General features: G+C 36.1%; 24 protein-coding genes, 1 other RNA gene and 1 pseudogene. 19 read left to right on the forward strand and 7 right to left on the reverse strand.

Features of this window, described 5'->3' with window-relative positions; genetic code table 11:
* Positions 1–4 precede the first annotated feature (4 nt).
* The 9 genes from LG329_RS14660 to LG329_RS14700 all read left to right on the forward strand — a co-directional run bounded on the left by LG329_RS14660 (position 5) and on the right by LG329_RS14700 (position 10,189).
* Positions 5–1,495, forward strand: a complete 1,491-nt coding sequence (locus LG329_RS14660) for a tripartite tricarboxylate transporter permease (protein ID WP_404451560.1) — start codon at positions 5–7, stop codon at positions 1,493–1,495.
* Between the two features lie 30 nt (positions 1,496–1,525).
* Entirely contained in the window at positions 1,526–2,908 is a 1,383-nt protein-coding gene (locus LG329_RS14665) for an SLC13 family permease (RefSeq protein WP_404451561.1), read from the forward strand.
* A 44-nt stretch (positions 2,909–2,952) separates the two neighbouring features.
* Entirely contained in the window at positions 2,953–4,389 is a 1,437-nt protein-coding gene (locus tag LG329_RS14670) for a bifunctional 2-methylcitrate dehydratase/aconitate hydratase (RefSeq protein WP_404451562.1), read from the forward strand.
* A gap of 45 nt (positions 4,390–4,434) precedes the next feature.
* Positions 4,435–5,358 (forward strand): methylisocitrate lyase, encoded by a 924-nt coding sequence (prpB, locus tag LG329_RS14675; RefSeq protein WP_404451563.1) that lies wholly within the window; start codon positions 4,435–4,437, stop codon positions 5,356–5,358.
* A gap of 158 nt (positions 5,359–5,516) precedes the next feature.
* On the forward strand, positions 5,517–6,935 hold the full coding sequence (locus LG329_RS14680; protein WP_404451564.1) for a DHA2 family efflux MFS transporter permease subunit: 1,419 nt from the start codon (positions 5,517–5,519) through the stop codon (positions 6,933–6,935).
* A 174-nt stretch (positions 6,936–7,109) separates the two neighbouring features.
* Complete coding sequence (locus LG329_RS14685) at positions 7,110–7,772, forward strand: DUF3889 domain-containing protein (RefSeq protein WP_404451565.1); 663 nt, start codon at positions 7,110–7,112, stop codon at positions 7,770–7,772.
* Positions 7,773–8,053: 281 nt separating this feature from the next.
* Positions 8,054–8,500, forward strand: a complete 447-nt coding sequence (locus tag LG329_RS14690; protein WP_404451566.1) for an RDD family protein — start codon at positions 8,054–8,056, stop codon at positions 8,498–8,500.
* Positions 8,501–8,627: 127 nt separating this feature from the next.
* Positions 8,628–9,566, forward strand: coding sequence for a DUF4349 domain-containing protein (locus tag LG329_RS14695; RefSeq protein ID WP_404451567.1), 939 nt, complete (start codon positions 8,628–8,630; stop codon positions 9,564–9,566).
* Between the two features lie 59 nt (positions 9,567–9,625).
* Complete coding sequence (locus tag LG329_RS14700; protein WP_404451568.1) at positions 9,626–10,189, forward strand: GNAT family N-acetyltransferase; 564 nt, start codon at positions 9,626–9,628, stop codon at positions 10,187–10,189.
* Positions 10,190–10,264: 75 nt separating this feature from the next.
* On the opposite strand, the gene LG329_RS14705 is transcribed toward LG329_RS14700, so the two are convergent.
* Positions 10,265–11,233, reverse strand: coding sequence for a S8 family peptidase (locus LG329_RS14705; protein ID WP_404451569.1), 969 nt, complete (start codon positions 11,231–11,233; stop codon positions 10,265–10,267).
* Between the two features lie 178 nt (positions 11,234–11,411).
* Between LG329_RS14705 and LG329_RS14710 the strand changes: the two genes are divergently transcribed.
* From LG329_RS14710 to ssrS, 6 genes are all read left to right on the forward strand, one after another.
* The gene (locus LG329_RS14710; protein ID WP_404451570.1) at positions 11,412–12,023 is read left to right on the forward strand and encodes a 3'-5' exonuclease; all 612 of its coding nucleotides are present in this window, start codon (positions 11,412–11,414) and stop codon (positions 12,021–12,023) included.
* Between the two features lie 126 nt (positions 12,024–12,149).
* Positions 12,150–12,806, forward strand: coding sequence for a TIGR02206 family membrane protein (locus LG329_RS14715; RefSeq protein WP_404456697.1), 657 nt, complete (start codon positions 12,150–12,152; stop codon positions 12,804–12,806).
* Between the two features lie 293 nt (positions 12,807–13,099).
* Positions 13,100–13,942, forward strand: coding sequence for a pyrroline-5-carboxylate reductase (gene proC, locus LG329_RS14720; RefSeq protein ID WP_404451571.1), 843 nt, complete (start codon positions 13,100–13,102; stop codon positions 13,940–13,942).
* Between the two features lie 138 nt (positions 13,943–14,080).
* Positions 14,081–15,691 (forward strand): acyl-CoA synthetase, encoded by a 1,611-nt coding sequence (locus tag LG329_RS14725; RefSeq protein ID WP_404451572.1) that lies wholly within the window; start codon positions 14,081–14,083, stop codon positions 15,689–15,691.
* Positions 15,692–15,735: 44 nt separating this feature from the next.
* The gene (locus LG329_RS14730; RefSeq protein ID WP_404456700.1) at positions 15,736–15,885 is read left to right on the forward strand and encodes a small, acid-soluble spore protein L; all 150 of its coding nucleotides are present in this window, start codon (positions 15,736–15,738) and stop codon (positions 15,883–15,885) included.
* A gap of 57 nt (positions 15,886–15,942) precedes the next feature.
* A non-coding RNA gene (gene ssrS / locus LG329_RS14735) (6S RNA) lies at positions 15,943–16,127 on the forward strand.
* A gap of 95 nt (positions 16,128–16,222) precedes the next feature.
* Here the strand turns inward: ssrS and LG329_RS14740 are convergent.
* A complete protein-coding gene (locus LG329_RS14740; RefSeq protein ID WP_404451573.1) occupies positions 16,223–16,537 on the reverse strand; it encodes a DUF2628 domain-containing protein in 315 nt (104 codons plus the stop codon).
* Positions 16,538–16,749: 212 nt separating this feature from the next.
* Here LG329_RS14740 and LG329_RS14745 point away from each other — a divergent pair, with 212 nt between their 5' ends.
* Complete coding sequence (locus tag LG329_RS14745; protein WP_404451574.1) at positions 16,750–17,121, forward strand: VOC family protein; 372 nt, start codon at positions 16,750–16,752, stop codon at positions 17,119–17,121.
* 188 nt (positions 17,122–17,309) lie between these two features.
* Here LG329_RS14745 and LG329_RS14750 read toward each other — a convergent pair whose 3' ends face one another.
* Together LG329_RS14750 and LG329_RS14755 are read right to left on the reverse strand one after the other, a co-directional pair.
* Positions 17,310–17,924, reverse strand: coding sequence for a PH domain-containing protein (locus LG329_RS14750; protein ID WP_404451575.1), 615 nt, complete (start codon positions 17,922–17,924; stop codon positions 17,310–17,312).
* 103 nt (positions 17,925–18,027) lie between these two features.
* Entirely contained in the window at positions 18,028–18,591 is a 564-nt protein-coding gene (locus tag LG329_RS14755) for a nucleotidyltransferase family protein (RefSeq protein WP_404451577.1), read from the reverse strand.
* Between the two features lie 158 nt (positions 18,592–18,749).
* Between LG329_RS14755 and LG329_RS14760 the strand changes: the two genes are divergently transcribed.
* Positions 18,750–20,183, forward strand: coding sequence for an MDR family MFS transporter (locus tag LG329_RS14760; protein WP_404451578.1), 1,434 nt, complete (start codon positions 18,750–18,752; stop codon positions 20,181–20,183).
* A gap of 38 nt (positions 20,184–20,221) precedes the next feature.
* Here LG329_RS14760 and LG329_RS14765 read toward each other — a convergent pair whose 3' ends face one another.
* Positions 20,222–21,175, reverse strand: a complete 954-nt coding sequence (locus LG329_RS14765; protein WP_404451579.1) for a multidrug resistance efflux transporter family protein — start codon at positions 21,173–21,175, stop codon at positions 20,222–20,224.
* A gap of 132 nt (positions 21,176–21,307) precedes the next feature.
* On the opposite strand from LG329_RS14765, the gene LG329_RS14770 reads away from it, so the two are divergent.
* Both LG329_RS14770 and LG329_RS14775 read left to right on the forward strand, forming a co-directional pair.
* A complete protein-coding gene (locus tag LG329_RS14770) occupies positions 21,308–21,460 on the forward strand; it encodes a small acid-soluble spore protein P (protein ID WP_404451580.1) in 153 nt (50 codons plus the stop codon).
* Positions 21,461–21,701: 241 nt separating this feature from the next.
* Positions 21,702–22,208, forward strand: coding sequence for a DNA-deoxyinosine glycosylase (locus LG329_RS14775; RefSeq protein WP_404451581.1), 507 nt, complete (start codon positions 21,702–21,704; stop codon positions 22,206–22,208).
* On the opposite strand, the gene LG329_RS14780 is transcribed toward LG329_RS14775, so the two are convergent.
* Together LG329_RS14780 and LG329_RS14785 are read right to left on the reverse strand one after the other, a co-directional pair.
* Entirely contained in the window at positions 22,196–24,265 is a 2,070-nt protein-coding gene (locus LG329_RS14780) for an alkaline phosphatase D family protein (protein WP_404451582.1), read from the reverse strand. The two genes, LG329_RS14775 and LG329_RS14780, sit on opposite strands and share 13 nt — an antisense overlap.
* A 273-nt stretch (positions 24,266–24,538) precedes the next feature.
* Positions 24,539–25,473: pseudogene (locus tag LG329_RS14785) on the reverse strand (NADP-dependent oxidoreductase).
* Between the last annotated feature and the right edge of the window lie 693 nt (positions 25,474–26,166).

Below are 26,166 nucleotides of genomic sequence, written 5' to 3' on the forward strand. Positions count from 1 at the left end.
CAACATGGGAATTGATTTTCAAAGTATTATAGAAGGATTCATGACAGCATTACAACCTGAAAATTTATTATATGTGGTATTTGGCGGATTTTTAGGCACGATTGTTGGTATGCTACCAGGTCTAGGGCCCGCAACTGCTATCGCGGTATTAATCCCAATAACATATGGTATGGATCCAACAAGTGCAATTATCTTGATGGCTACTATTTATTATGGTGCTATGTACGGCGGATCACTAAGTTCGATTCTATTAAATACACCGGGGGATGGCTCAGCGATAGCCGCAACATTTGATGGCAACGTAATGGCCAAAAATGGACAAGCAGGCCAGGCTATCGCTATAAGCGCAATAGGATCTTTTATTGCCGGCATAATTGCAGTACTCGGATTCATGTTCTTAGCAAAGCCTTTAGCGAACTTAGCTTTACAATTTGGACCCGCAGAATACTTTTTACTTTATCTGTTTGCCCTTTCAATGGTTGTATCATTGTCCATTGGTAACATGACAAAGGGATTTATATCAATGGCTTTAGGTCTATTACTTAGCACAGTGGGGATTGATTTGCAGACTGGTGTTTATCGTTTTACATTTGGAAGCGCTCAACTCAGTGGGGGAATTGGTTTCCTGGTAATCATCATCGGTATTTATGCCGTTGGAGAGGTGTTGTACAATTACTTAACAATTGATAGGCCAAAAGATAAGAAAAGAAAATATGATCGGATATGGATTACAAAGGATCAATGGAAACGTTCAAAATGGCCGATTTTACGGAGTGCACCACTCGGATTTCTTGTCGGAATTTTACCTGGATCTGGTGGAACACTGGCCTCGATGCTCGGGTATTCGGCAGAGAAACAGCTTTCCAAAAACCCCGAAAAGTTTGGTAAGGGAGCAATTGAGGGGGTCGCAGCACCGGAAGCAGCAAATAACTCGGCTTCTATAGGTGCGATGGTTCCTTTGCTGACAATGGGGATTCCAGGCTCTGGAACAACCGCTGTCATGCTGGGTGTTATTATTAGTTTAGGTGTCCAGCCGGGACCGCTATTATTTCAAACTGACCCTGATTTAGTTTGGGGCTTGATCGACAGTATGTTTTTAGGTAACGTTTTCTTGTTTTTGATCAACATATTAATGGTAAGTTGGTTTGTGAAAATCTTGGACACACCAGCAAAGGTACTTTACCCAATGATTTTGGTGTTAGCCTTTATAGGAACATATACGATGAGTTATAACGTGATAGACTTTTATATTTTAATTATTTTCGGTGTTATAGGTTTGTTTATGAAACTATTTGATTTTCCGACAGCACCATTAATTTTAGCTTTGATAGTTGGAACAGGAATGGAGCAAAACTTTAGAAAAAGTCTTGTTAGTTCTGATGGTAGCTTAGGTATATTTTTTGATTCACCTATTGCAATTTGTTTAGTATTTCTAACGCTATTATCCTTGTTCTATCCATTAATGGTAAAAAGATTTCGAAATAGAAAACAATAAGAGTTCCAGTTATAAATGTGGGGAATCTGTATGCAAAAACGAAGCATTCTTTTATTAATTTCTTTATTCGTGTACTTGATTTTTGTTTCTCCAATATTGTTTGAATGGAACGATATTGTTCAAGCATGTGGTGTATTGATCATTGCACAAATATTGTGGGTTGGCGGGGTATTTCCATTTCCATTTTCTGCGTTAATCATCATGCTTATTGTGTCTTTTCACTTTTTTCGTTTTGAGGAAACATTAGGGTTTCTTGGATCTGATGTAGTTTGGTTGTTATTCTCCACCTACATCATTTCTGGCGCCTTTTTAGAATCAGGACTGGCATATAGAATATCTTTATATGCTTTAAGATTGTCAAAAGGGAGCGGAAAGCTCCTTTTATTTGTGCTCATGTTATTAATTTTGATTTTATCTGTTTTTATTCCTTCCAATATAGGAAGAGGAAATCTAATTGTTTCGGTTCTAAATAACATTGCAACGCACTTTACAAAAATGGGAAAAGCGAAAAATATATCGAAAGCATTATTTATTGCTGGAAGCCATGTAGTTACTATTGGTGGCGCTGCAGTTGTCACTGGTGCAAACTCTACAATATATGCTTTTAGTATGTTTAATGACACGTCTACTAGTGAAATTAGTTATTTAATGTGGATGTTATTATTTACGCCTCCTATGATTATTTTTATCGTTGTACTTTGGCTTGTTCTTTTGTTGATTTTCCCATTAGAAAGTGTGAACAGCAGGGAAATTATGAATTATATTGAGGGAAAGATTGTTCAAATAGGGTCAGTTAAACGCTCTGAGTTAAAAATGATTATTTTAATTAGTTTTATTGTATTGCTTTGGATTCTACAACCTTATCACGGTTACTCCATTTCAATGATTGCAATGCTTGGTGCAGTCCTAACAATGCTTCCATTGATTGGGATTTGGGAGTGGAAACAGGCAAAAGACAATGTTAATTGGGGGATGCTTTTGTTTTTCGCTTCAACATTAATAGTATCTCATTTGCTTATCCGTACAGAAACGCTAGACTTTTTTGCTAAAGCTTTTATTGAGTATGTTCCTTTTAATAATAGTTTTATGATCTTATTTATTCTTGTGGTTCTTACTGTACTGTTACGAAGTTTGTTTGTGAGTATTTTAGGATATATGACGTTAATGATTCCATTTGCAATTGTTATTGGCAAACATGTTGATGGCATACCTTCTCTTACAATAGCAATGGCAGTTTTTCTTGCAGGTGTACCGGCATTCTTTTTTGTGACACAATCACCTGTCCATATTATTTTTTATTCGTATGGCTATTTTACAAAGAAAGATTTATTTTACTCAGGAAGCATTGTCGTTTTTATTTGGATTGTAATTGTTTTATCCACGGTTTACTTTTATTGGTCTTATTTGTTGTGATAATCAACTAAAATTAGAGCTTAGTTAGAAGGGAAGGTAAAAAGATGTATACAGATAATACTATAAATCATACCGATCAATTACTTGTAAAAATTGCTGATTATGCGTTACATAAAGAAATTAAAGATGAAAAAGCATTTGAGGCTGCACGTCTCGTATTAATGGATTCACTTGGGTGTGGCATGCTTGCACTTCGGTATCCAGAATGTGTGAAACATTTAGGACCTATTGTTCCAGGGACAATTGTTCCGCACGGTTCTCGAGTTCCTGGAACGCAGTTTGAACTTGATCCAGTACATGCCGCGTTTAACATTAGTTGTATGATTCGGTGGCTTGATTTTAGTGACACATGGCTTGCCGCAGAATGGGGACATCCTTCAGATAATTTAGGCGGAATATTAGCTGTAGCTGACTACTCTAGTCGTAAAAGAATTTTAGAAGGAAAAGAACCAATTAAAATAAATCAAATACTTCAAGCGATTATCAAAGCACATGAAATTCAAGGAATGTTAGCCCTTGAAAATAGTTTAAATCGTGTAGGGTTGGACCATGTTTTATTTGTGAAGGTTGCTTCAACTGCTGTTGTAACAACTATGCTTGGAGGTACGAAAGATGAAGTTATTAACGCTATGTCCAATGCCTGGATAGATAATTCAAGCCTACGTACGTATCGTCATGCACCGAACACTGGTTCAAGGAAATCCTGGGCCGCAGGAGATGCTACAAGTCGAGCTGTTCGATTTGCTTTTATGGCGATTAACGGGGAAATGGGTTATAAAACAGCCCTTTCTGCACCAAATTGGGGCTTCCAAGATGTATTGTTTGGTGGAAAAGAACTGAAAATTTCACAAGAACTAGATTGCTATGTTATTAACAATATTTTATTCAAAATAGCGTATCCTGCAGAGTTCCACGCTCAAACAGCTCTTGAATGTGCATTGGAATTACACAATCAAGTTGCAAACCGTCTTGAAGAAATTGATACGATAACGATTAGTACACATGAATCTGCACTTAGAATTATTGACAAAACTGGTCCTTTATTCAATCCGGCAGATCGTGACCATTGTATTCAATATATTGCAGCAATAGGATTAATATTTGGTGAAATGACATCTGATCATTATGAAGAGGATATGGCACAGGATTCTCGTATTGATCGTTTAAGAGAGAAAATGATAGTTGTTGAAGATAGCCAGTACAGTAACGATTATCTTAATCCTCACAAGCGTTCAATTGCAAACGCCATCGAGGTTAGTTTTAAAGATGGGACAAAAACGGAAAAAGTGGAACAGGAATATCCAATTGGTCACCCACGCCGTCGAACGGAAGGGTTGCCATTATTACTTGAAAAATTCAAAAATAATTTACAGACCCGTTTTCCTGCTAAAAGGACAAAGGATATTTATGAATTATGCCAGGATAGTAAAGTATTGAATTCAACAAATGTAAATGACTTTATGGAAATGCTTATCATTTAACAAATCTACAAAGCTATTCATAACCAAATACGAGGAGGAATAATTATGTCTTGGATTGTGGAAGAAGGGTCTAGTCAGACAATTCTTGCTGAAAGGTTTCGGGAATTAATGAATGATAATGAGATTTTAAAAATACCTGGCGCCCACGACGGAATGTCTGCGCTTGTTGCAAAAGAAACAGGTTTTCAAGCAATCTATTTATCTGGTGCAGCCTACACAGCAAGCCGTGGATTGCCTGATCTCGGGATGATTACCTCAGAAGAAATGGCTACTAGAGCCAAGGATCTAGTAAGGGCAACCAATTTGCCCCTGTTAGTTGATATTGATACAGGTTTTGGTGGCGTACTTAATGTAGCACGCACAGCTAAAGAAATGGAGGAGGCAAAAGTTGCTGCTGTTCAAATTGAAGATCAAAATCTACCGAAAAAATGTGGTCATTTGAACGGTAAAACCTTAGTTTCACAAAAAGATATGATGCAAAAAATTAAAACAATCAAGGATGTTTCATCAAATTTGATTGTAATTGCCAGAACGGATGCAAAAGCTGTTGAAGGTTTTGATAAAGCAATTGAACGTGCAAAGCTTTATATTGAAGCTGGAGCTGATGCGATTTTTCCGGAAGCACTTAAATCAGAAGAGGAATTTAAAAAATTTAGCAATTCAATAGATGCACCTTTACTTGCGAACATGACGGAGTTTGGAAAGACACCTTATTATAAAGGAATGGAATTTCAAGACTTTGGATATAGCATGATCATTTATCCGGTTACTTCTCTGCGTGTTGCTGCTAAAGCTTACGAGAAAGTATTCGAGGGAATTTTGCATAATGATACACAAAAGGAAATGCTTAACGAGATGCAAACCCGTGAAGAACTTTATCGTACAATTGGTTATTATGCTTACGAGGATCTAGATGAAAATATTGCTAAAACTATATTGCCAAAACTTGATAAAAGTAAAAAAGAATAAGTTAATTTCAGCGAAAAACGGTAGGATACCAAAGAAAGTATCCTACCGTTTTTTAAGTTAAGATTTGCCAATCCTATTTCTTTTAGTCGCTCATTAGTTATGTTAAAATGTCTTCTTGTACATGCGACGAATTTTATAGTAAAGAAAGAAGGAAGAATATGGTTGAAAATCAAGCTCCTCCGCAATCAGGGGAACCAACTTTCAATAAATGGCCAATCATGATTGTATTAATATCAGGGGCTTTTGTTGCTATATTGAATCAAACACTTTTAGCTACTGCATTACCTCATATTATGGCTGATTTACATCTGGACGCAAACGTTGCCCAGTGGTTACAGTCTATTTTTATGCTCGTTAATGGTATCATGATCCCAATCACTGCATTTCTAATTGGACGTTTTACAACAAGAAGGTTGTTTCTTACGGCGATGTTTGTTTTTGCAATAGGTACTATTATTTGTGCTATTGCACCGAATTTCGCTATCTTAATGGCGGGGAGAGTCCTTCAAGCTGCTGGTGCAGGTATAATTATGCCGCTAATGCAAACGATTATGTTTCTCATCTTTCCTATTGAAAAAAGAGGAACAGCAATGGGGATGTTTGGATTAGTTATTGCTTTTGCTCCGGCGATAGGACCAACTTTATCCGGATGGTTAGTAGAACAATTTCCATGGAGAAGCTTATTTTATGTGATTTTACCGATCATTATAATTGATATTATTGTTGCTTACTTCATTCTTAAAAACGTTACGAAACAAACGTTTCCTAAGCTTGATATCCTTTCCATTATCTTATCTTCATTAGGTTTTGGTGGATTGTTATATGGATTTAGTACAGCTGGTGGTAGTGGATGGACTAGTGCGCAAGTCGGTATATCTATGATCATTGGTGCTGTTGCTCTTACTTGGTTTATATTAAGACAGTTGAAACTAGAAGAACCAATACTTGAATTTAGGGTATTTAGAAATAAAATTTTCACCTTAACAACGATTCTCGGTATGGTTGTATTCATAGCAATGATAGGAGCTTCGGTTGTTTTACCGTTACTCATGCAAAATATGTTAGGTTTTACTGCATTGGAATCAGGATTGATGCTACTGCCTGGTGCACTCTTAATGGGATTGATGAATCCTGTTACGGGAAGATTATTTGATAAATTTGGTGCTAGATGGCTGTCAATTATTGGATTAGCTATTATAACAGTAACAACATTCATGTTTACTAATCTTTCTGCTGAGACAACATTTATGTATTTAACAGTTGTTAACGCAGTGAGAATGTTTGGGGTTGCAATGGTTATGATGCCGGTAACGACAGCAGGATTGAACCAGCTTTCAAACGATTTAATACCACATGGAACTGCGATGAATAATACAATGCGTCAAGTAGCAGGTGCAGTTGGAACGGCCTTGCTTGTTACAGTTATGACAAATAATGCGCTCCCTGATCAAGGTGTTAACGGACTTGTTCACGGCGTTAATGTTTCATTTATCGTTGCTGGAATTTTTGCGATTATCGGTCTCGTGTTATCCTTCTTTATTAAAAACTCTCGCCCTGGTGTGGTGGATCCCAAATAATTGAAGCTATAGGATAGCAAACGAACTTTTATTAGATCACTAATGATTACAATAAAAAACGACTACAGTTGTGGTCGTTTTTTATTGTACCAGCTAATATAAATTCCTGTCACAGGTCAACCTTATTTAAGCATATGGTAACAAGAGAATATGTTTAAGACAGGAGGAGAAAATATGTATTCAAATTACTCTTTTAATCCAAATAGAAATCGATACGTAAATAGTCCTTATCAGCCTAACCCTTATGATAACTACAATAGTTTTTATCCTACGTATCCTTATTACTATTCAGAGCGTCAACAACCAGTTAGGGGTCAGGCTACATGGACAGAGGGGGGACAAGTTACACAATGTGGCATTCCTTGGTCCAGTAATGAATATATGACAGTAGCTGTCGGAGAAAATTCACCTTATCAGTGTGGCCAACAACTAAAGATAAGGAATGTTTCTACACCTGTTCCAAGGGAGATTTTGGTAACGGTAGTTGATCAAGTTCCTGGGTATCCAGCCAATAAAATTAACCTTCATAGGAGAGCCTTTGAAGCACTGGGAGCAAATCCAAGTGTGGGAGTAATAAATGTTGAAATTATTCCGTCGCCTGAATTAGAGCAAGAACAATGGGGGAAATATTTATTGGAAGTTACGCAAACGGCTTATCCGAGTTATAGCATAACGGAATATAACACGGTAGCAAAAACACAGTTGTCTCCTACACAAATACAGGAAACATATGAATTTACTTTACAATCGCCACAGGAAACAATTACGGTCCAAGGCAATATTATCTACAATCCGAACACAGATCGAGTTATTTCGTTCGATATAAAAGAAGTTTAAGATTGAAGAAATATTATGTTTCTAATGAAAATAGCATGTAGAATACACCTAAAAACACTTGGCTAATATTTAGTAACCAAGTGTTTTTTTGGCAGTTAAGAAAGTAAAAATCCTTTCTTACTGCATAAGTGCAACTAAGGCTTTCGCCATTAAGGCCTGGCGATAAGCCAAGTTTTCTAACAGGATTTCTAACCTATTTGTCGAATATTAACTAGGATAAAGTATGAAGATTAGTGGTGTTTAAATGGAAAAGTTCATACACTTTATATAAATAGTAAGGAGTGCTTCTATTGTATAATTATAAACCTGCTGGGTTTTGGATTCGGTTTTTAGCAAATTTAGTAGATGGTTTAATTATTTTTGTATTAACATTTATAGTTGCAACTATTTTTAACGATCAAGCATACTTCAATGGATACAACATGAATACGTATGATAATAATGCTCCATCTGAAAGTATTGTGAATATAACATATGCCATTATTTTTGTTGTTTTTTTCACGGCAAGCAAATATAAAGGATCGCCTGGAAAACTGGCGTGCAGAATTCAAGTATTAAATGAAGATAAAACTCAAATAAGTTTATTAAAATCGATAGGAAGATATTTATCTTATTTTATTTCAGCACTTCTTTTATTTATTGGATTTATGATGGCAGGCTGGAATGAAGAAAAGAAAGCACTACACGATATGATTTGTAATACAAGAGTTGTTTATCGTGATAAATAATATTCGTCAAAAAAAGGATGACTACCACACGTAACTTTTCCCAGTAACTTCCGTCTATACCTAAAAGAACTTCCATTGGAAATGTTTTCGCATTCTGTTGGAAGTTAACCTGGATGGGGTGTGCAATGTGAAAAAGATATTGTTCATAATGTTTATGCTAAGTTTTGGCATCTTTGCAGCTGCTTGTAGTAATGAGGGAAAAAGTAGTGATTCGGGGGATAAGGCTGCCTCTAGTACGGAAGAAAGTACAGCAGGGAAAGGCGAGTACGCTAATATTGGAACTGGAACAAACGATTCTGCAAATGAGCAACAAGATGGTAAGTCCCATTCGGAAGACGCTAATTCCAATGAAGAGGGAAATAGCCATGTAAACCGAAAAATAATTTATACTGCTAATCTTCGTATTCAAGTGAAAAACTTTCAGGAGGTTTTAAATGATATTCAGACGCAAGTGACAAATCGTGGTGGATATATTGTGGAATCGAATATGTATGGAGACAACGAAGAAGGATCCACCAGTGGTCAAATAACCGCACGAATTCCTCAGGATCAGTTTCGGGAATTTATTACGTTCGTGGAAAAAGGCAGTAGCAAAGTTTTGGAAAGTTCGATTACAGGCCAGGATGTGACAGAGGAATATATTGATCTTGAATCACGGTTGAAATCTAAACATGTTGTAGAGAAACGGTTACTTTCCTTTATGAAACAAGCAGAAAAAACGGAAGATCTGTTAACTATTTCTGAGGACCTAGCGAAAGTCCAGGGAGAAATTGAGGAAATAACAGGTCAAATGAAATACTTGCAAAACAAAGCTGACTTAGCAACTGTTACAATTCAAATTGAAGAAAATAATGTAAAGCTTTCAGGAATAAGTAAAGATGAATTAAATACGTGGGAAAAAACCAAGCAACAATTTTTGAAAAGTATCAACTTTCTTATCTCCGCTTTTTCCGGGCTATTTGTCTTCCTTATTGGCAACCTACCACTCTTTATATTGTTAGGATGCATCGGTCTAATTACATTTCTGATAGTCAAAAAGAGTAGGAAGGATAACCAAAGAGATTAATAGGTTCTGAAAAACAATCTTACATGTAACCTGATGCAGTTTAAAGGATGGTGACCACAATGATTAACTTAAAACCCATTGAAACCAGTATTGGCAAGGATGTAAATGCTTTAGCTGAAATATACTGTGGTGCTTTTATTGGAAACGACTATACTTCTGAGGATTTATACGAAGCTAAACAAACGTTTATAAAGCATGTAACTTATCCGGGTTTCAGAGGAATAAAATACATAAATGAATCAGAGGAAATCTTAGGTTTCGCTTATGGTTATACCTCTTTACCTGAACAATTCTACCGGAATAAGTTAGACGGACACTTAGACGAAATTGAAAAGAATAAATGGTTACAGGAATGTTTTGAATTTGTCGAGCTAGCAGTTGATGTTAAAAGTAGGCAAAGCGGCATCGGCAAACAGTTACACGACTATTTGTTGAATTACGTAAATCATGACACTTCAATTCTGACAACATCTATTGATAACTTCCCAGCTATTAATCTGTATAAAAGTAGGGAATGGCAAATTATTAAGAGAAATGTGGTTCTTATACCAGGCACAGAACCCCAAATTATCATGGGTAAGAAACTAGGGGCTACTATTGAAGAAATTCCACATACTTATTAATGAACAAATTTTCAAAACTAAAAATCCCTCATCCAACATAGTGGATGAGGGATTTGTCGTTCCAGTGGGAACCTATTACAAAGACTTCATTATTGACGATTTCAATTCTTGATCAAATATTTTGGTTAGATACTTTGGAGCTGTTAAATATAGGAGTCCATTTCCTTCGAGCATAGGTGAAAAGCCTAATGGAACGGTTCTTTTGATTAATTGTGCGTAGAGTTCAGGTTCTGAAAGATTTCTGGCAAAATAATCATTTGCCAAATTTTTTATTAATGCAAGAGCTCCTGAAACATGGGGAGCAGACATGGATGTTCCGCTCAATTTGGCATACTTACCATCTAAATAGGTAGATAATATATTTTCTCCAGGTGTAACTAAATCAATTTCGTTATTCGAATTCGAAAAATCAGAAGAGCGTCGTTTCAAATCAATTGCTCCAACACTGATAACCTCATTATAGCTTCCTGGGTAGGCAAATTCATCTGTTGAATGATCGCCATCACCCTCATTTCCTGCTGCACAAACTACAAGAATATTGTTGTTAACAGCTTTTTTGATTGCGTCATGCAGTTTGGCATTATCGTTTGGTCCACCGAGCGACATGGAAATGATATCTACTTTTTGTTCGATGGCAAAATTGATTCCGTTAATAATCCAGTCATACTGACCTGAACCGTTTTTGTTTAGTACCTTTACAATAAGTAAGTTAGCTTCGGGAGCAACTCCAGATACACCAGCATCGTTATTACTGGCAGCAATTGTACCTGCCACATGTGTGCCGTGACCCGCGTGGTCCTTAAATATATCTGGGTCACTATTATCATCATCTGTAAAATTTTTGCCATTTATTACGCGGTCTTTTAAGTCGGGGTGGTCTGCTTCACAACCTGTATCAAGAATTGCTACCGTAATATCTTTACCCTTTGTCTTACTCCAAATTTCTGGTGCCTGAATAAGCTCAACACCTTTTGGAACCTCATTCTCCACTTGGTCAATTTGTTTAATCACTTGATATGGAATTACTTGAGCATAGTCCTTCATTTCATTTCCTCCCAGCAAAGGATTAACTAAATGGTTATCAACATTCTAACATTTCAGATTGTTTTGCAACAGGTTCATAAGTAGTAGGAAGAAATACTATTTATACTTAGAAGTAGGGTGGTCTTTAATGATATAATAGAAAACAATTAGTTAGATTATCTAGTAAGGAGGCAGTTTTATGAACTTTGTTTCTATAGATTTCGAGACTGCAAATGAAAAACGTCATAGCCCATGCGCAATTGGAATTGTTGTTGCAAATGAAACAGGAATAGTTGATGAGTTTTATAGTTTAATAAATCCGCTTATGGCGTTCAGCTCTTTTAATACCCGGGTCCATGGTATTGTGGAAGCGGATGTGATAGATGCACCAACCTTCACAGAACTATGGCCGAAATTTGAATCCTATTTAACTGATAGTATTGTTATAGCCCATAATGCAAGTTTTGATATGAGTGTACTTCGGAAGACATTGGATCACTATAATCTTACATATCCCAACATGGAATATTTGTGTACAGTAGAAATCTCCAAAAACGTGTGGCCGGACTTAATGAATCACCGGTTAAATACAGTGGCCACGCATCATAATATTCTGTTTGAACATCATCATGCGTTAGAAGATGCACGTGTTGCTGCATTAATATTAATTGAAGCAATCAGAGAACATAATGCCGAACACCTGGATGGTTTTTTAGAAGTCCGCAGTATGAAAAAAGGTAGAGTTTATGAGCGTGGTTATGTAACACCAAAAATAAATGCCAGAAAGCGAAGGAAAAAAATGAACTTCTAATGTAATAGGTGTTGCATAAGAATTTAATTAAAAAATAAAAAGGGTCGTTTTAAATTGTTAAATAAATATTTCACTTATAACTATGAAGGTGATTATTTTACTTTATTCTCTTTTTCCCATATAGCGATGTTAATTATTACCATTTTGTGTACAATAGCTCTTTATTATTTGAGAAATAATAGTAGGGTTAACTATATAAAACATGTTATCCTCTTAGGTTTAATTTGTTCCGAATTAACATTAAATGTATGGTATTTGCTTAATGGAGCTTGGAGCATGGCGTATACTTTACCATTGCACTTATGTTCCATATCTTTATATTTAAGTATTTTTATGTTAATCACTGAGAAGTACGCTCTGTTTGAAATAAATTTCTTTATGGGTGTTGGAGGTGCTTTACAAGCCCTACTAACACCAGAGTTGTATTATAATTTTCCGCACTATCGTTATTTTCACTTTTTTATCGCCCATATATCTATTGTTTTAGCATCATTTTATATGGTTTCTGTGAAAAATTATAAACCAACTTTAAAGTCAGTATGGAAATCAATGATTTATTTAAATTTGATTGCTCTTTTTGTTTTCTTCATGAATATAGTTACTGGTGGAAATTATATGTTTTTATCAAGAAAACCCTCTAATCCCAGCCTACTCGATTATTTGGGAGACTACCCTTGGTACCTATTATCTTTAGAATTAGTAACGCTAATTATGTTTCTAATTTTATACTTACCATTTCCAGTACGTAACTATATGAAGAAAAGGACTAAGAAAATAAAGTGATTCCCTTTTGCACTTTAAAACAGGAAAGACTCATTCCGAGCCTTTCCTGTTTTTTATATTCCTGAAATATTGTGTTAATGAAGAATTTGATCCTCCAATTTTAGCGATTAATCGTGATTAAAAGCGATGAGGAATGATTAGGTAACCTTTAAATCCGAATGGAAGCGTTTTCCCTCACTAATTGATGCTTATACGTATCAATTCCTTTATACCCCTTGAAACTTAATACACAGATGTTACGATACAAAGGTTGGAAGAATGAACGGAAGACAAAACAAATGGAGATGATTCAGATGTTAAAAAATAAAACAGTTGCATTTTTAGGTGCCGGTAATATGGCAGAGGCTATGATTTCCGGGTTGATCCAAAATGAAAAAATCCCTACTAAGCAAATTATTGTAACAAATAAAAGCAACCAAGATCGTCTAAATCTGATTAAATATAAGTATGGAGTTAGAACAGTTCCGATTAAAGAATTACCATACGAGGAAATTGACTATTTTATTTTAGCAATGAAACCAAAAGGAGCAGAAAAAACGCTTTCTGAAATTAAAGATCGACTTACTAGTAATCAAGTAGTCACTTCAGTTTTAGCGGGAATATCTACTTCTTATATGGAAGAAAGGCTGAATGCTGGGCAAGAAGTAATCCGTGTTATGCCAAATACGTCAAGTATGATTCAAGAATCTGCTACAGCGATGTCATTGGGAACGCATACGAAGGAACAAAATGCTGAGGCAGTCAAGGAGCTTCTTGCGTGCATGGGAAAAGTATATGTCATTGATGAAGATCAAATGGATGTATTTACTGGTATAGCAGGGAGCGGTCCAGCTTATTTCTATTATTTGATGGAGCAGATGGAGAATATCGGGAAAGTTAACGGTATGGATAATAAAACAGCACGAAAAATTGCTGCACAGACGGTTTATGGCGCAGCAAAAATGATTATGGAAAAAGAAGAAACACCAGCTGAATTAATTGACAATATCGTATCACCGAATGGTACTACTGCAGCCGGATTGGAAGCTCTTAAAAAGAATAACGGTGGGGAAGCAATTACAGAAGCCGTTACTCATGCTGCAAAACGTTCAAAAGAAATTAGTAAAGAACTTGATAATGTTTTAGTTCCATCATAAAACAAATTAATAAATTTAGTAATGGATATAAGCTAACTGCTTATATCCATTTTTTTGATATTAAGAAAAGCTTGCTATAAATAGTTATCTGAAATAAAATAAAAGAGAGAAAATTCAATCTAAATGAGGAGTGGGATAATGAACTTGCAGACAAATAGACACGTATCACTTTCCAACATGTTAGAACGAGCAAGAAGGAATACGTTAGGAGATTTATTAGCACGGACAAGAGATCGGGAACCTGACAAGCCAGCGATTACGTATGACGAACATCGACTTACATATGCCGAACTGGATGACATAGTGAACCAAACTGCACACGCCTTTATAGAAAGGGGTATGCAGAAAGGACAAATGATTACAGTCATGTCCAAAAACAGCTTGGATTTTGTTGTGGTTAACTTTGCCTTAGCACGTATTGGTGCAGTCATGATACCGATTAATTACATGTTATCAGTAGAAGATGTGCAATATATTCTTGAACATGCGGAAGTTAGTGGATTTATTGCTTCGGAGGAATATGCTGAGGTTCTGGACAAATCTGCAGGAAAAGTTGAAATTAATCATCGCTATTTAATGGATGTTCCAGCAACATTTGAAAAGAAAAACGAACTAACAAGTTGGGAGTCGTTGTCTGTTCTCAGGAAAGGACAACCTATCGATTTTGTTGATGCAGAAATTGCTGATGATGATCTCGCTCATGTTTTATATACGAGTGGAACCGAATCAAGACCAAAAGGGGTTATGTTATCTCACAAGAGTTTGGTAAGTGAATATGTAAGCTGTATCGTTGATGGAAAAATGGAGGCGCGTGATATTGCGATTCATGCATTGCCACTGTATCATAGCGCACAGCTACATGTTTTTTTGGGACCTAGTGTGTACGTTGGATCAAGTGGAATAATTCTAGGGAAGGCAAGTCCTGAAATTATTTTGAAAACAATTGAAGAAGAAGGCGCAACGCAGCTATTTTGCCCGCCAACCGTTTGGATTGCGTTATTGCGTCATCCAGATTTTGATAAGCGGAATTTATCAACTTTGGAAAAATGTTATTATGGTGCAGCGATTATGCCACGAGAAATTTTAAAGGAATTATCGGAACGTCTACCAAATGCAAAGTTCTGGAATTTTTATGGACAAACTGAAGTGGCCCCACTTGCAACAGCATTGCAGCCCGAGGATCAACTCCGAAAACTAGGTTCAGCTGGCAAAGCGTCATTAAATGTACAAACGAAAATAGTAGATGATGAAGATAACGAAGTGTCAAGAAATGAAATTGGCGAGATTGTACACCGCACACCACACACAATGAAAGGGTATTTACACGACCCAGAAAAAACCGCCGAAGCTTTTCGAGGTGGCTGGTTCCATAGTGGTGATCTAGGAGTAATGGATGATGAAGGATATATTACAATTGTTGATCGGAAAAAAGATATGATTAATACTGGTGGTGTGAATGTTTCCAGTAGAGAAGTAGAGGAAACAATTTACCAGATAGATGGTGTATCAGAGGTAGCTGTTGTGAGTATTCCGGATGCTTACTGGATTGAGGCTGTTACGGCAATAATTGTACCGAAAGATGACGCTAGTATAACGAAAGAGGAAGTCATCCAGTTTTGTAAATCAAAGCTTTCTAAATTTAAAGTTCCCAAATATGTCGACTTTACTGATACGTTACCAAAAAATCCAAGTGGTAAAGTATTGAAGCGTGCTTTACGCGATAAGTATGAAGCACTTGGTGGAAAGTAGGTTCTGCATAATTGAATGTACTTTTTGAAACACTACTAATGGAGGTGTTTCAATTGAGTGAAAAGAATAATTTATACAATAAGAATAAGGTGAATTCAAGTGTGAATCCACAAGGTCAAACAGAGGATGTAGCGAATCAGCAGCCTAAATCAAAACAAGAACATAAGGCTAAAAAAACAAATACAAAAAGATGATTTTGATAATTGGGTAAATTTTCTATTGTAATTTCGAGCAGAACGTTGTAAGATATAAATAAGCTACATTGTACGTATTAATTTAAGTTTTAACCTCTAACATTATAATAGGGAGTTTTATATAAGGGCTGAAATGTCGTGCCTCCAACTGAGAGGAAGACAGGAAGGTTTTTGCAAACACCCACTTTGAGGAGTGGTGGTTTAAAACTTTTTATTTGATATACGGCAATTGTGGCTTCCATAACATTTAAAATGAATGTAGACCAGTTTCCTTTTGGGAACTGGTCTTTTTGTATGGGAATAGAGACTAGAAATTTATCTAGTCTCAACTCTTTAATTAAGCAGCTTTTACAGAAATCCCGCAGCTTGCTAATTTTCTTTTGGATTCTTCACTTGCTGGGAGGTATCCTTTTTCTAGCAATTCTTTTATGTATATCTTGTTATAAATAAATGCAAAAATTACAGAACCTATCCAAGTACCAATTCCTGCTGTCACAATTCCTAATGCTACCGCAATAATAAACATTATCGCAGCCCATTTTAGATCACCACGAAATAAAGCTGGGAAGAAACCAAAAAAGAAAGTAGTCCAACTAAATCCAACTTTAACTTCTTTTATTAAACCGATGCTATTCTCGAGTGTTACTTTCACTTTTCTCACATCCTTTCGCTAAATAGTAAAATATACTTAACTTTAATTAAGCATAGGAAAATTATACTATAATTTTGTCGAAGAGTTAATACTATTTTCAAATAAATGTATGTATAAGTAAAACCTTCCATTTTTGATATGAAAATTGTATTATCTTTTTTACAATATGAACGATATGATAAATTAAAGTTTACGTGGAGGGGATGTATGAAATGTCTTTTCATTTTGAAAAAATCGATCATGTTCAGTTAGCTGCACCAAAAGGCGGGGAAGAAAAAGCCAGAGAGTTTTTCGTAGAGTTGCTTGGATTTGATGAAATAGAGAAACCGGAGCCGCTAAAACAAAACGGTGGTGTATGGTTCGTTGCAGGATCAATACAACTCCATATCGGGATGGAAGAAAAATTCGTTCCAGCGAAAAAGGCACATCCAGCTTTTAGAGTGGCGAATGTTGAAGGTTTGAAGGAACATTTGAGCGAAAATAATGTATCGTTTAAAGTTGATGAAAGGCTTCCTGGAGCAAACAGGTTTTATTTAATCGATCCATTTGGTAATCGGTTGGAGTTTTTGGAGTGGATGGAATAAATTTTATTACTTGTAAATGGCTGGGAGGGAAAGGTAACAACTCGGGAGAGAATCTTCTTAACCCGGGAGACATTACCTAAAACTCGGGAGAGACCCACATGCCTCCAACAAAACATCTTTCAAAAAACTCGGGCAATAGCTTTCTATTGGATAGCGATTGGCCGAGTTTTTCTACTACTATTTAACTATTAATTGTTTATATAACGCTCAAAAATGTAACCGAAATCTTTAACACTGTACTTATCTTTATTCTCGACAAGCCAAGCAAAAGCGGCCTCATTAATTTCTTTGAACTCATCTGACAATTTGCTTTCATTACTTCTGCTGTTACTTAGAGTTGAGGAAGCAAAATCAAGACTTTGACGGGAATAATTTATATATGTTTCATTGTTCTTAGTTGTCTCCGCAATCATAATTAATGCTTTATATAAATCCTTTAAATCATCTAGGTGATCCTTATGAACATCAATGTTATGAACGTTTTGTCCCATTTTAAATTGGATCTCAACATCTCTATCTAACGTTCCGGCTGTTTCCAGTTCTACATCTGAGATCGTATTGTAACGGTAATCAAAACGACGCAATGTACGTTTTTTACTTGCCGCACTTGTTCCATCGACATGAATTAACGCTTTGTTTGTAAAACAGTATTCATCCGATTTTGATTTAATCAGGAAGAATATTTTTTCGTCATCTTCATGCATTACATAATCATCTGAGTCAACCTTATCGTAATCAACAGGTTGGATTACTTTTCCTACATCACTAATTCCAAGTACATCTGACGCGACTTTCCCAAACATTTTACCAATCCCCTCTATGAAATTATCACTACATACAAATTAATTGTAACATATAAATTCGGAACTAGAGTAAATAGTTTGTAAACTATAATAGGTCATTTTTCTAGTGAATCTTAACCATATACCACTTGTCTTCCCATTTCTTTTCCCTAAGGCGGTTGTGATATATTTTCATAAGATCATCGTTTTTCAAAAAATATGGGGTGGGGCGCACAGACATGTTCAGTATGTCATCGATTCCATGTGGTGTGGTTAATAATAGTTGATTGTTTTTATCCAGCGTTACCCCAATTGAGGTTACGGTTTCTGGGAACTTTGCAATGGCATCCTCTGCACTTGTATAGGGTGACGTATTATTACGGACATGCATTCTAGCTTCATTTTTCACTGACCAAGGTATATCTGGCCGAGCTTTATGAAGTCTTTTATCAAGACGTTTTTCTTCTGTTTCATCTATATTTGTCTGATCAAAATAAACAACATCAACATCCTGTGTAGCTTTTCTAACCCCGAATCCATGGATAACATCCCAAACTTTTGATCGTACAAATCCTGCACAGATCCACCAGTCGGGTAAGTTTAATGAACGCGCTGTTACTAAAACATCCATCATCCATTCATCATCATAAATGCTTTGAATTATGTCAGCTTTATTTTCAATTTTCATAGGGCTCTCCTTAATCAATGAAGTATTGCTAGTATAGCACTCAATATGGGAAAACCCTAAGTCGCTACCATTGACAGTGTGGTCTCAATTTCCATATAATGCTTATCATGCAGATAGATTTGTACGAACCAAAAAGCGCGCAATAAGGAGATGAAGAATTGAAAAATGACCAAACAGAAGATATTAAACACATGAATAAGTTTCCGATTGTTGCGGTGTTACTCACAGGCGCTTTTGTTGCTATTTTAAATCAATTATTATTAGCTACGGCAATTCCACATATAATGGAAGATTTGAATCTAACAGAGAATACGGCTCAATGGGTAACGACCATTTTTATGTTAGTGAATGGTATCATGATACCTATTACAGCATTCCTGGTCGAGACTTTCACAACACGAAAACTATTTTTAACGGCAATGATAATCTTTGCTGCGGGTACACTAGTTTGTGCACTCTCACCAAATTTCGCTGTGTTAATGATAGGAAGGATCATTCAAGCGGCAGGAGCGGGGATTATGCTGCCATTAATGATGACTATTTTCTTATTAATTTTTCCAATTGAAAAACGAGGATCTGCTATGGGGATGGTGGGCCTAATTATATCATTTGCACCTGCAATAGGGCCTACGTTATCTGGATGGGTTGTCCAGCATTATCCTTGGAGATATCTCTTTTATATTATTTTACCTGTAGCAATTATCGATATTATTATCGCTTATTTTGTTTTGAAAAATGTTACGACTAGAACATTTCCAAAAGTAGATTATTTATCTATAGTATTGTCTACACTTGGTTTCGGTGGTTTGTTATATGGGGTTAGTAGTGCAGGTAATTACGGATGGACAAGTATTTATGTGATTTTATCGCTTGTTATTGGTGTAATTTCACTTACTGCTTTTATAACAAGACAGTTTAAATTAAAGCAACCTATTTTAGAGTTCCGTGTATTTAAATATAAAATGTTTACCATTACAACAATGATTGGGATGATTGCATTTATTGGACTTATTGGCGCAGAGACAATGCTCCCAATCTATATGCAAAATATGGCTGGTTTTACAGCTATCGAATCCGGAATTATGATCATGCCTGGTGCATTGTTGATGGGATTCATGTCACCAATAACAGGGAGGATATTTGATAAAATTGGTGCTCGTTGGCTGGTCATTATTGGGTTGGCGATTTTAACAGTAACTACTTTCTTGTTTACCGATTTAACAGCTAATACGTCATTGACCTATCTAACAGTTGTATTTGCGATACGAATGTTTGGTATATCCATGGTGATGATGCCTGCAACTACAGCAGGACTTAATCAATTACCAAACAGGCTTATCCCGCATGGTACAGCGATGAATAACACTATGCGTCAAGTTGCTGCATCAATCGGAACGGCAGTTCTTATTACAGTTATGACAGCAACAGCATTAAACACTGGTGATCCTAATGGACTTATTCACGGGGTAAATGTTGCCTTTTATGTGGTAACTGCTATATCTCTTATTGGGCTAATCTTATCCTTCTTTATTAAAGGAACCACACCAGCACAAGAACGGGAAGCTATGGCTCGTGCAGAGGGGAATTCATAATAAAAAACTACTGTTATGTCAATTGGCATAACAGTTTTTTAATCACCAGAAACTTTCTTATGTACAAGCATTTTTTTTCGATTCCCTAAAGAGGATACCACACTGTGTAAAATCATTCCCGCAATGACTAGAGCCATACCTGCAAATGAAATAGCACTTGGCAATGGTGCGCTCAACAATAACAGCTCGCCAAATAAGACAAAAACAACCTCTACAGATTGGGTAGCTTCAATTGCTGCAAGTTTATGATTATCATGATTAACAAGTTCTGTGGCATAGAAAAATAAAACAGTAGCAATAATTCCGGATGAAACGGCAACTATAAATGTCTGTAACACTTGATTGGAGCTAGGTGCACCCTGGGTTGCGATTCCGTAAATTGATAAAAGAACCCAAAAGGGCATGCTTGCGATTGTCATACCTAATATGCGCTGGAATGTGTTTAATTGTCCGTTTACAACTTGCATCATTTTCCGATTTCCAAGTGGATAGGCAAATGCAGCAATAATTAATGGGATTACACACAATACGACGTTTAGGACTGGAACAGATGAGGCGTGTTCCAACTGCATGATAAAAACTCCACTTAGTATAATAAGTGAGATAAAAATACTTTGCATTGGAATTCGTTGTTTTTTACCCTTGCTTAAAAAGGGTACAAGCAGGGAGCCAGCTATTATGGTTATCTGGAAAGTTGCCGCGACTAACCAACCAGGTCCATAGATGGTTGCAAATGTAAGTGGTGCGTAGAAAAGTCCAAATCCAACCGTACTCCAAATAATCCAGGGGAGCGGTTGTTTTTTAATATGAGTAAACACAGGTCTGACATTTCGTTTATATCCTACAATAATGAGTAATAGGGGCAGCATGAAGAAAAAACGTAATGTAGCGCTCCATACCCAGCTTCCACCTTCAAGTTCCATTGCACGATTCAACACGAATGTTACAGAGAAAAATAATGCTGATAAGATTCCAATTATCGTTGCCTTCACTTTGCCACCTCAAATCATCACATTACATGTAATCATATCAATTTATGCTCGTTTGGGATAGATGCTTTCATGCATAAATCGTGAAGGATTTCCAAAAACTAATTAGATAAAAGGAAAGGAGAGACTGCAATTATGTCAGGAAAACCAAAAGGACCGAAGCAGCAAGAAGAACCGAATTTACCAAAAAGCCCAAAGCAGCCATACGGTGAACCATTGAGTGGTTCCCATAAAGTTAAAAACAAGAATCACTCAAGGGATAAAAATAACGCATCACATGATATGTAAAACATGGTAAAGGCAGTCATAAAGGCTGCCTTTTTTAGCAGGTAAGAAAGTATAAATCCTTTCTTACTGCATAAGTGCAACTAAGGCTTTCGCCATTAAGGCTTGGCGATAAGCCGAGTTTTCTAACACCTTGTTTAATTATAAGAGCCCTTATGAAAAAGGATTTTTAAAAAATAAGTCGAAATAGTTTATAGATAACCACCATTATTACTTAAAATTCTTTCCGTGAAGGGGATCTGTCATGTCGGCTAAGATCATTGGTCTTGCACCAATTATACCAACGAATCCAAAGATATTGATTGTCGGTTCCATGCCAAGTGTAATCTCGTTAAGAAATCAAGAATACTACGGTAATCCCCGAAATCATTTCTGGGATATTCTTTTTGAGTTATTTTCACAAAATCCTTTAACTGATTATCAAGCGAAAATAAATTTTATAAAACAAAACCATCTTGCTTTATGGGATGTAATTGGTTCATGTTATCGGCAAGGCAGTTTAGATGCTAAAATTACAGAAGAAGAGCCGAATGATATAGTTGGCTTGCTAGAGAAGCATCCAACTATTCGACTTATTGCGTGCAATGGTACAAAATCTTTTCAAACCTTAAGGAAAAACGTTGACCTGACAATGATGGCGGATATAGCAGTTATTAAGCTACCTTCAACAAGTCCAATTCCGGGCAGGTATACTAAATCGTTTCAAGGCAAAGTGAGTGAGTGGAGACAAGTCTTAGACTATTTGGATTGAACCCCTTTTTCAGTATAAAATATTTCATTTTTTCTTTGACCATTATATTGCAGTAATCTATTTGTAACGGAGGAAGAATCTATCGATAACAAGCCAATATTATTATTAGTCTCAATAATCGATCCGTTTGAATCGGTGAGATAGTGTATTTCTTCTCGCCATTTATGATCTCCTGAATTTGTTGCTTTCAAAATAAGGTTATCTTGCTGATCACACGACCGGCAAATAACCCGTTTTTTTCTTTTCAACGAATTAAACCAAATCGTACTTTTTATTAATTTTCCCCAAATTCCAGAAAAACTCATATTCTGAATAGGGCTACTTGTAAATTGTTGGATCGTGATTTTTTGATTGTCACTGAATGTTACATTCGATTTCACCGCACCAGCATAATGAACATCCCCTGATAAAATAATACATTGACTTGGATTCCATGCGGCAAGTTGCTGGATAAATCGATTGAATCCCTTCCCGTTATATTTCCATGCCTCAAAGTCAAAAGCGTAACGAAGAGGAAAACCAAGTATGCGAAGCGGATATACATATTTCTGTAAAAAGGACTCGATGACGCCAATGCCATACAATGGTGTAGGTGATACAATTGCTAATGCATCTCCTTTGTTCCAATCACTTTTTTCTAAAGTTGCAGCTATTACTTCCCATCCTTTTTCACCAATTAATTGAGGTGCATCTGTGTCTTCTTCTATCCTACTCCCAAATCGAATAGGTTCTGGAACAATATCGTATTCGCGCATTGTTCTTGTATCCAGGAAAAGCGTACGAGGAATAGTAGGAACAAAATGCCACGAACGGAAATTTAGTATTTCATTTCTCCATTCGTCACCGTTAAGTTTAGTGGCCTTCTTACGCTTATCATTGAATTTGACTGGATCGTTTCCCCAACCTTGAAAAAGCCTATATGCATATAATCCGTTTGTTACCACATATTTGCCGAGTGGTTCACACGCAACATTTTCCTTCCATTCCTGGGATATATTCCAGTCATCCGTTATATCATGGTCATCAAATATCATATATGTTGGTGTGTTGGCAAGGACACGTCTAACTTGCGGCAATGACTTTATAAATGGACGTAGTTTTTTAAGTTGATCATTGTATCTAAATTCGTGATTTTCATATTCATCTGCCCGTTTATTGTAATTCGCAGGTTTGTCTGGATACATAAAATAAAATTGATTTCCAGCCATCAACTGTTCAAATGAAGAGAATAAGGTGCCATCCAAATCATCCCCCCATAATTGAGGTCCAAAGGTCAACAAATACATGACTGCATATTCACTAAATCGCATCATATGGTTTGCAGCATTACTTGATGTGAATTTGCAAAAATGTTCCATTATAAATTGCCTTCCATGAATTTTTTCAACGGCTGAATGAAAAGGGTCTAACTTAAGCCTCTTATCGACTTCAGTGAGTTGCTCTAAGTCATTTCCCATCAATTTCATACTCCACATGGATATAACATGAAAAAGAGGATCTGCAACATCATCTGCATAAATTTGATCACCCATTAGAAATAGACTACTAGGTCTTTTTTTAACATCTGAATGATGGTCTTGTACGGTTATATCAGCAGAAATTAAAGCATTGTTACCTACAGAGTGCGGCTTTCGACAGGAACCATACAAATTATTACTTGGATTGTTTTGTTGAATATAAAATGTTGGAAAGGCTAGGTTTCCATAGACGATGGATTGGGGATTATTTGGTGTGAGGAGATTGAAACTGCCGAGATCAAGTTGTTCGTCTCTATTTGTAAATAAGATATTATATCCGATCAAGGTATCTGTTGGAAATATCTCAGCCTGGGGATTAACTTTTATTAAATGGATGTACATATTTTCTCCAGCATGTATGGTATTTGTTTCTGTGTAAATTTCAATAGCTTTGTAAGTTGGGGTATTCGCTGAACCACCGATGACTTGATACAACACCGCGTCTATTTGAAACGCCTCACTTGTAGCAATCCAAAGATAAACTGTTGTAGACTCCACCCTTCGAATAATAGGCCCCGACAAGATAGTTGGAATTTGCATTCTTAAACACTCCACTCAATTATTGATTCCATTATTTTATTCATGGAAATCGAGTGTGTGCCCAATATAGAAAGAGGGAGAATCTAAGTTTTGTCGGAGTTTTTATAATTGGAATGTTAAATTGGATCTTACAATAAGTATTTAGGGGAGGTGTTTATAGTAAATCTCATTCATGATATGAACAATAAAGCATATAATAACAAAAAAAATAAATTGAGTTCTAAATAAAAAAACGGTATTAGGAATAATACCTCATACCGTTTAACTAGTGACCTATTTTATCTTAATTACAATTTTTCCTTTTGCATGGTGTGATTCACTTAGCTTGTGTGCTTCTCTTAAACCTTCTTGATTAAAAGGAAATGTATGGCCAACATTTGTTTGCACTTGTTCTCTTTTAATTAGATTACCAAGTTCTGCAAGTTGTTTTCCATCCGGAACTAACCAATGAAAACCGGCTTTAACTCCATAAGACTCTGCAACATTTTCATCTGGTGGTTGAACAATGGATACTAATGTTCCACCTTTTTTTAATACATCAAAGCTTTTTTCCTGAATTTCACCGCCCATGGTATCGACGACGATGTCATAATCCTGAACGACTTCATTAAAATTTTCTTCTTTATAGTTAATAAATTCATCAACACCTAATTCTTTTAGGAATGCTTCATTTTTTCCACTAGCTGTTGATGCAACATATGCACCAAAGCTTTTTGCAATCTGAATCGCAAAAGTTCCAACACCACCTGAACCAGCATGAATTAACACTTTGTCACCAGATTTTATATTCGAAAAGTCAACAAGACACTGCCAGGCGGTAAGCCCTGCTAAAGGAACAGATGCTGCTTCTTCAAAAGACAAATTTTCAGGCACCTTTGCTAAAAGATCCTATCTACTGTTGTATATTCAGCGTACGTACCACCTGCTGAGGTTTCAGGTCTTGCAAACACCCAGTCACCAACTTGGAAGTTTGTAACGTTCTCACCAATTTCCTTAATTGTTCCTGCAACATCCCAACCTAAAATAATCGGAAATTCAAATGGGAGTTTTTCTTGCAAATAACCTTTTCGTAGTTTCCAATCAATTGGATTAATGGATGTTGCATGAAGTTCCACCAATACTTGCGTATCTTTTATAACAGGCATTGGAACTTCCTTTTCAATCAGCTGATCGGAGGAACCATATGCCTCAATAATAATTGCTTTCATTTGTGAAACCTTCTTTCTGTGTATAATTTTTGAAATAGGGAATGGTTTAGTAATTATCTTTTCAAGGAATGATAAACTAACACTTTATACTTTCCCAATGTTTTGTTTTCGTAATCGTTAGAATAATAATAATGCAAATTTTGTCGAATGTTAGTGAAGAATATGAATATTTACTGTATAATAAAGTAAAGTACACATTATTTGAGGGATTCCTGCTGTTAATTATCTTGATATCAAGATAATTAGGCCATTCAGATTATAATTTTAAAGTATTAAATTATTTAGTTGTTTTTTTCAAAAGAAAGAATAGAATAAAAAGGTGAGCCGCAAAAAGGGGTCGTAAGCTGCAACTTACGACCCAGACAGATATTTGCGAAGCACGACGACTTCGTTATGGGATTGAAAAAAGTAATTGTCCAGTTAACCCAGGGTGATTACTTTTTTTCACGGCTGTTCACAATCAACAACACAAGCGTCGAAAACATCATCATCAACTCAAGGGCCTTGTCAATTGGTATCACACGCTTCATCCCCCTTCCTTAAGGGGTGTTTAAGCCGCCGGTGTAAAAGACCTTATCCTCTTACCGCCTCTATCGAAGCTAGCCCGCATAATCTGTCCATTTCCATTATACAATATAGGAAATCGGAAATGTTGTAATTGTTAAAAAATGGTACAATGTTCACAGAAGTCTG

Source organism: Virgibacillus necropolis, assembly GCF_044793635.1.
In the GTDB taxonomy this organism is placed as follows: Bacteria; Bacillota; Bacilli; order Bacillales; family Amphibacillaceae; genus Virgibacillus_F; species Virgibacillus_F necropolis_A.

Excerpts from the sequence above, each read along its gene's own strand:
- LG329_RS14660 (WP_404451560.1), top strand. The coding sequence starts at position 5 with ATGGGAATTGATTTTCAAAGTATTATAGAAGGATTCATGACAGCATTA.
- LG329_RS14665 (WP_404451561.1), top strand. The coding sequence starts at position 1,526 with ATGCAAAAACGAAGCATTCTTTTATTAATTTCTTTATTCGTGTACTTG.
- LG329_RS14670 (WP_404451562.1), top strand. The coding sequence starts at position 2,953 with ATGTATACAGATAATACTATAAATCATACCGATCAATTACTTGTAAAA.
- prpB (WP_404451563.1), top strand. The coding sequence starts at position 4,435 with ATGTCTTGGATTGTGGAAGAAGGGTCTAGTCAGACAATTCTTGCTGAA.
- LG329_RS14680 (WP_404451564.1), top strand. The coding sequence starts at position 5,517 with ATGGTTGAAAATCAAGCTCCTCCGCAATCAGGGGAACCAACTTTCAAT.
- LG329_RS14685 (WP_404451565.1), top strand. The coding sequence starts at position 7,110 with ATGTATTCAAATTACTCTTTTAATCCAAATAGAAATCGATACGTAAAT.
- LG329_RS14700 (WP_404451568.1), top strand. The coding sequence starts at position 9,626 with ATGATTAACTTAAAACCCATTGAAACCAGTATTGGCAAGGATGTAAAT.
- LG329_RS14705 (WP_404451569.1), bottom strand. The coding sequence starts at position 11,233 with ATGAAGGACTATGCTCAAGTAATTCCATATCAAGTGATTAAACAAATT.
- LG329_RS14710 (WP_404451570.1), top strand. The coding sequence starts at position 11,412 with ATGAACTTTGTTTCTATAGATTTCGAGACTGCAAATGAAAAACGTCAT.
- LG329_RS14715 (WP_404456697.1), top strand. The coding sequence starts at position 12,150 with ATGTTAATTATTACCATTTTGTGTACAATAGCTCTTTATTATTTGAGA.
- proC (WP_404451571.1), top strand. The coding sequence starts at position 13,100 with ATGTTAAAAAATAAAACAGTTGCATTTTTAGGTGCCGGTAATATGGCA.
- LG329_RS14725 (WP_404451572.1), top strand. The coding sequence starts at position 14,081 with ATGAACTTGCAGACAAATAGACACGTATCACTTTCCAACATGTTAGAA.
- LG329_RS14745 (WP_404451574.1), top strand. The coding sequence starts at position 16,750 with ATGTCTTTTCATTTTGAAAAAATCGATCATGTTCAGTTAGCTGCACCA.
- LG329_RS14750 (WP_404451575.1), bottom strand. The coding sequence starts at position 17,924 with ATGTTTGGGAAAGTCGCGTCAGATGTACTTGGAATTAGTGATGTAGGA.
- LG329_RS14755 (WP_404451577.1), bottom strand. The coding sequence starts at position 18,591 with ATGAAAATTGAAAATAAAGCTGACATAATTCAAAGCATTTATGATGAT.
- LG329_RS14770 (WP_404451580.1), top strand. The coding sequence starts at position 21,308 with ATGTCAGGAAAACCAAAAGGACCGAAGCAGCAAGAAGAACCGAATTTA.
- LG329_RS14775 (WP_404451581.1), top strand. The coding sequence starts at position 21,702 with ATGTCGGCTAAGATCATTGGTCTTGCACCAATTATACCAACGAATCCA.
- LG329_RS14780 (WP_404451582.1), bottom strand. The coding sequence starts at position 24,265 with ATGCAAATTCCAACTATCTTGTCGGGGCCTATTATTCGAAGGGTGGAG.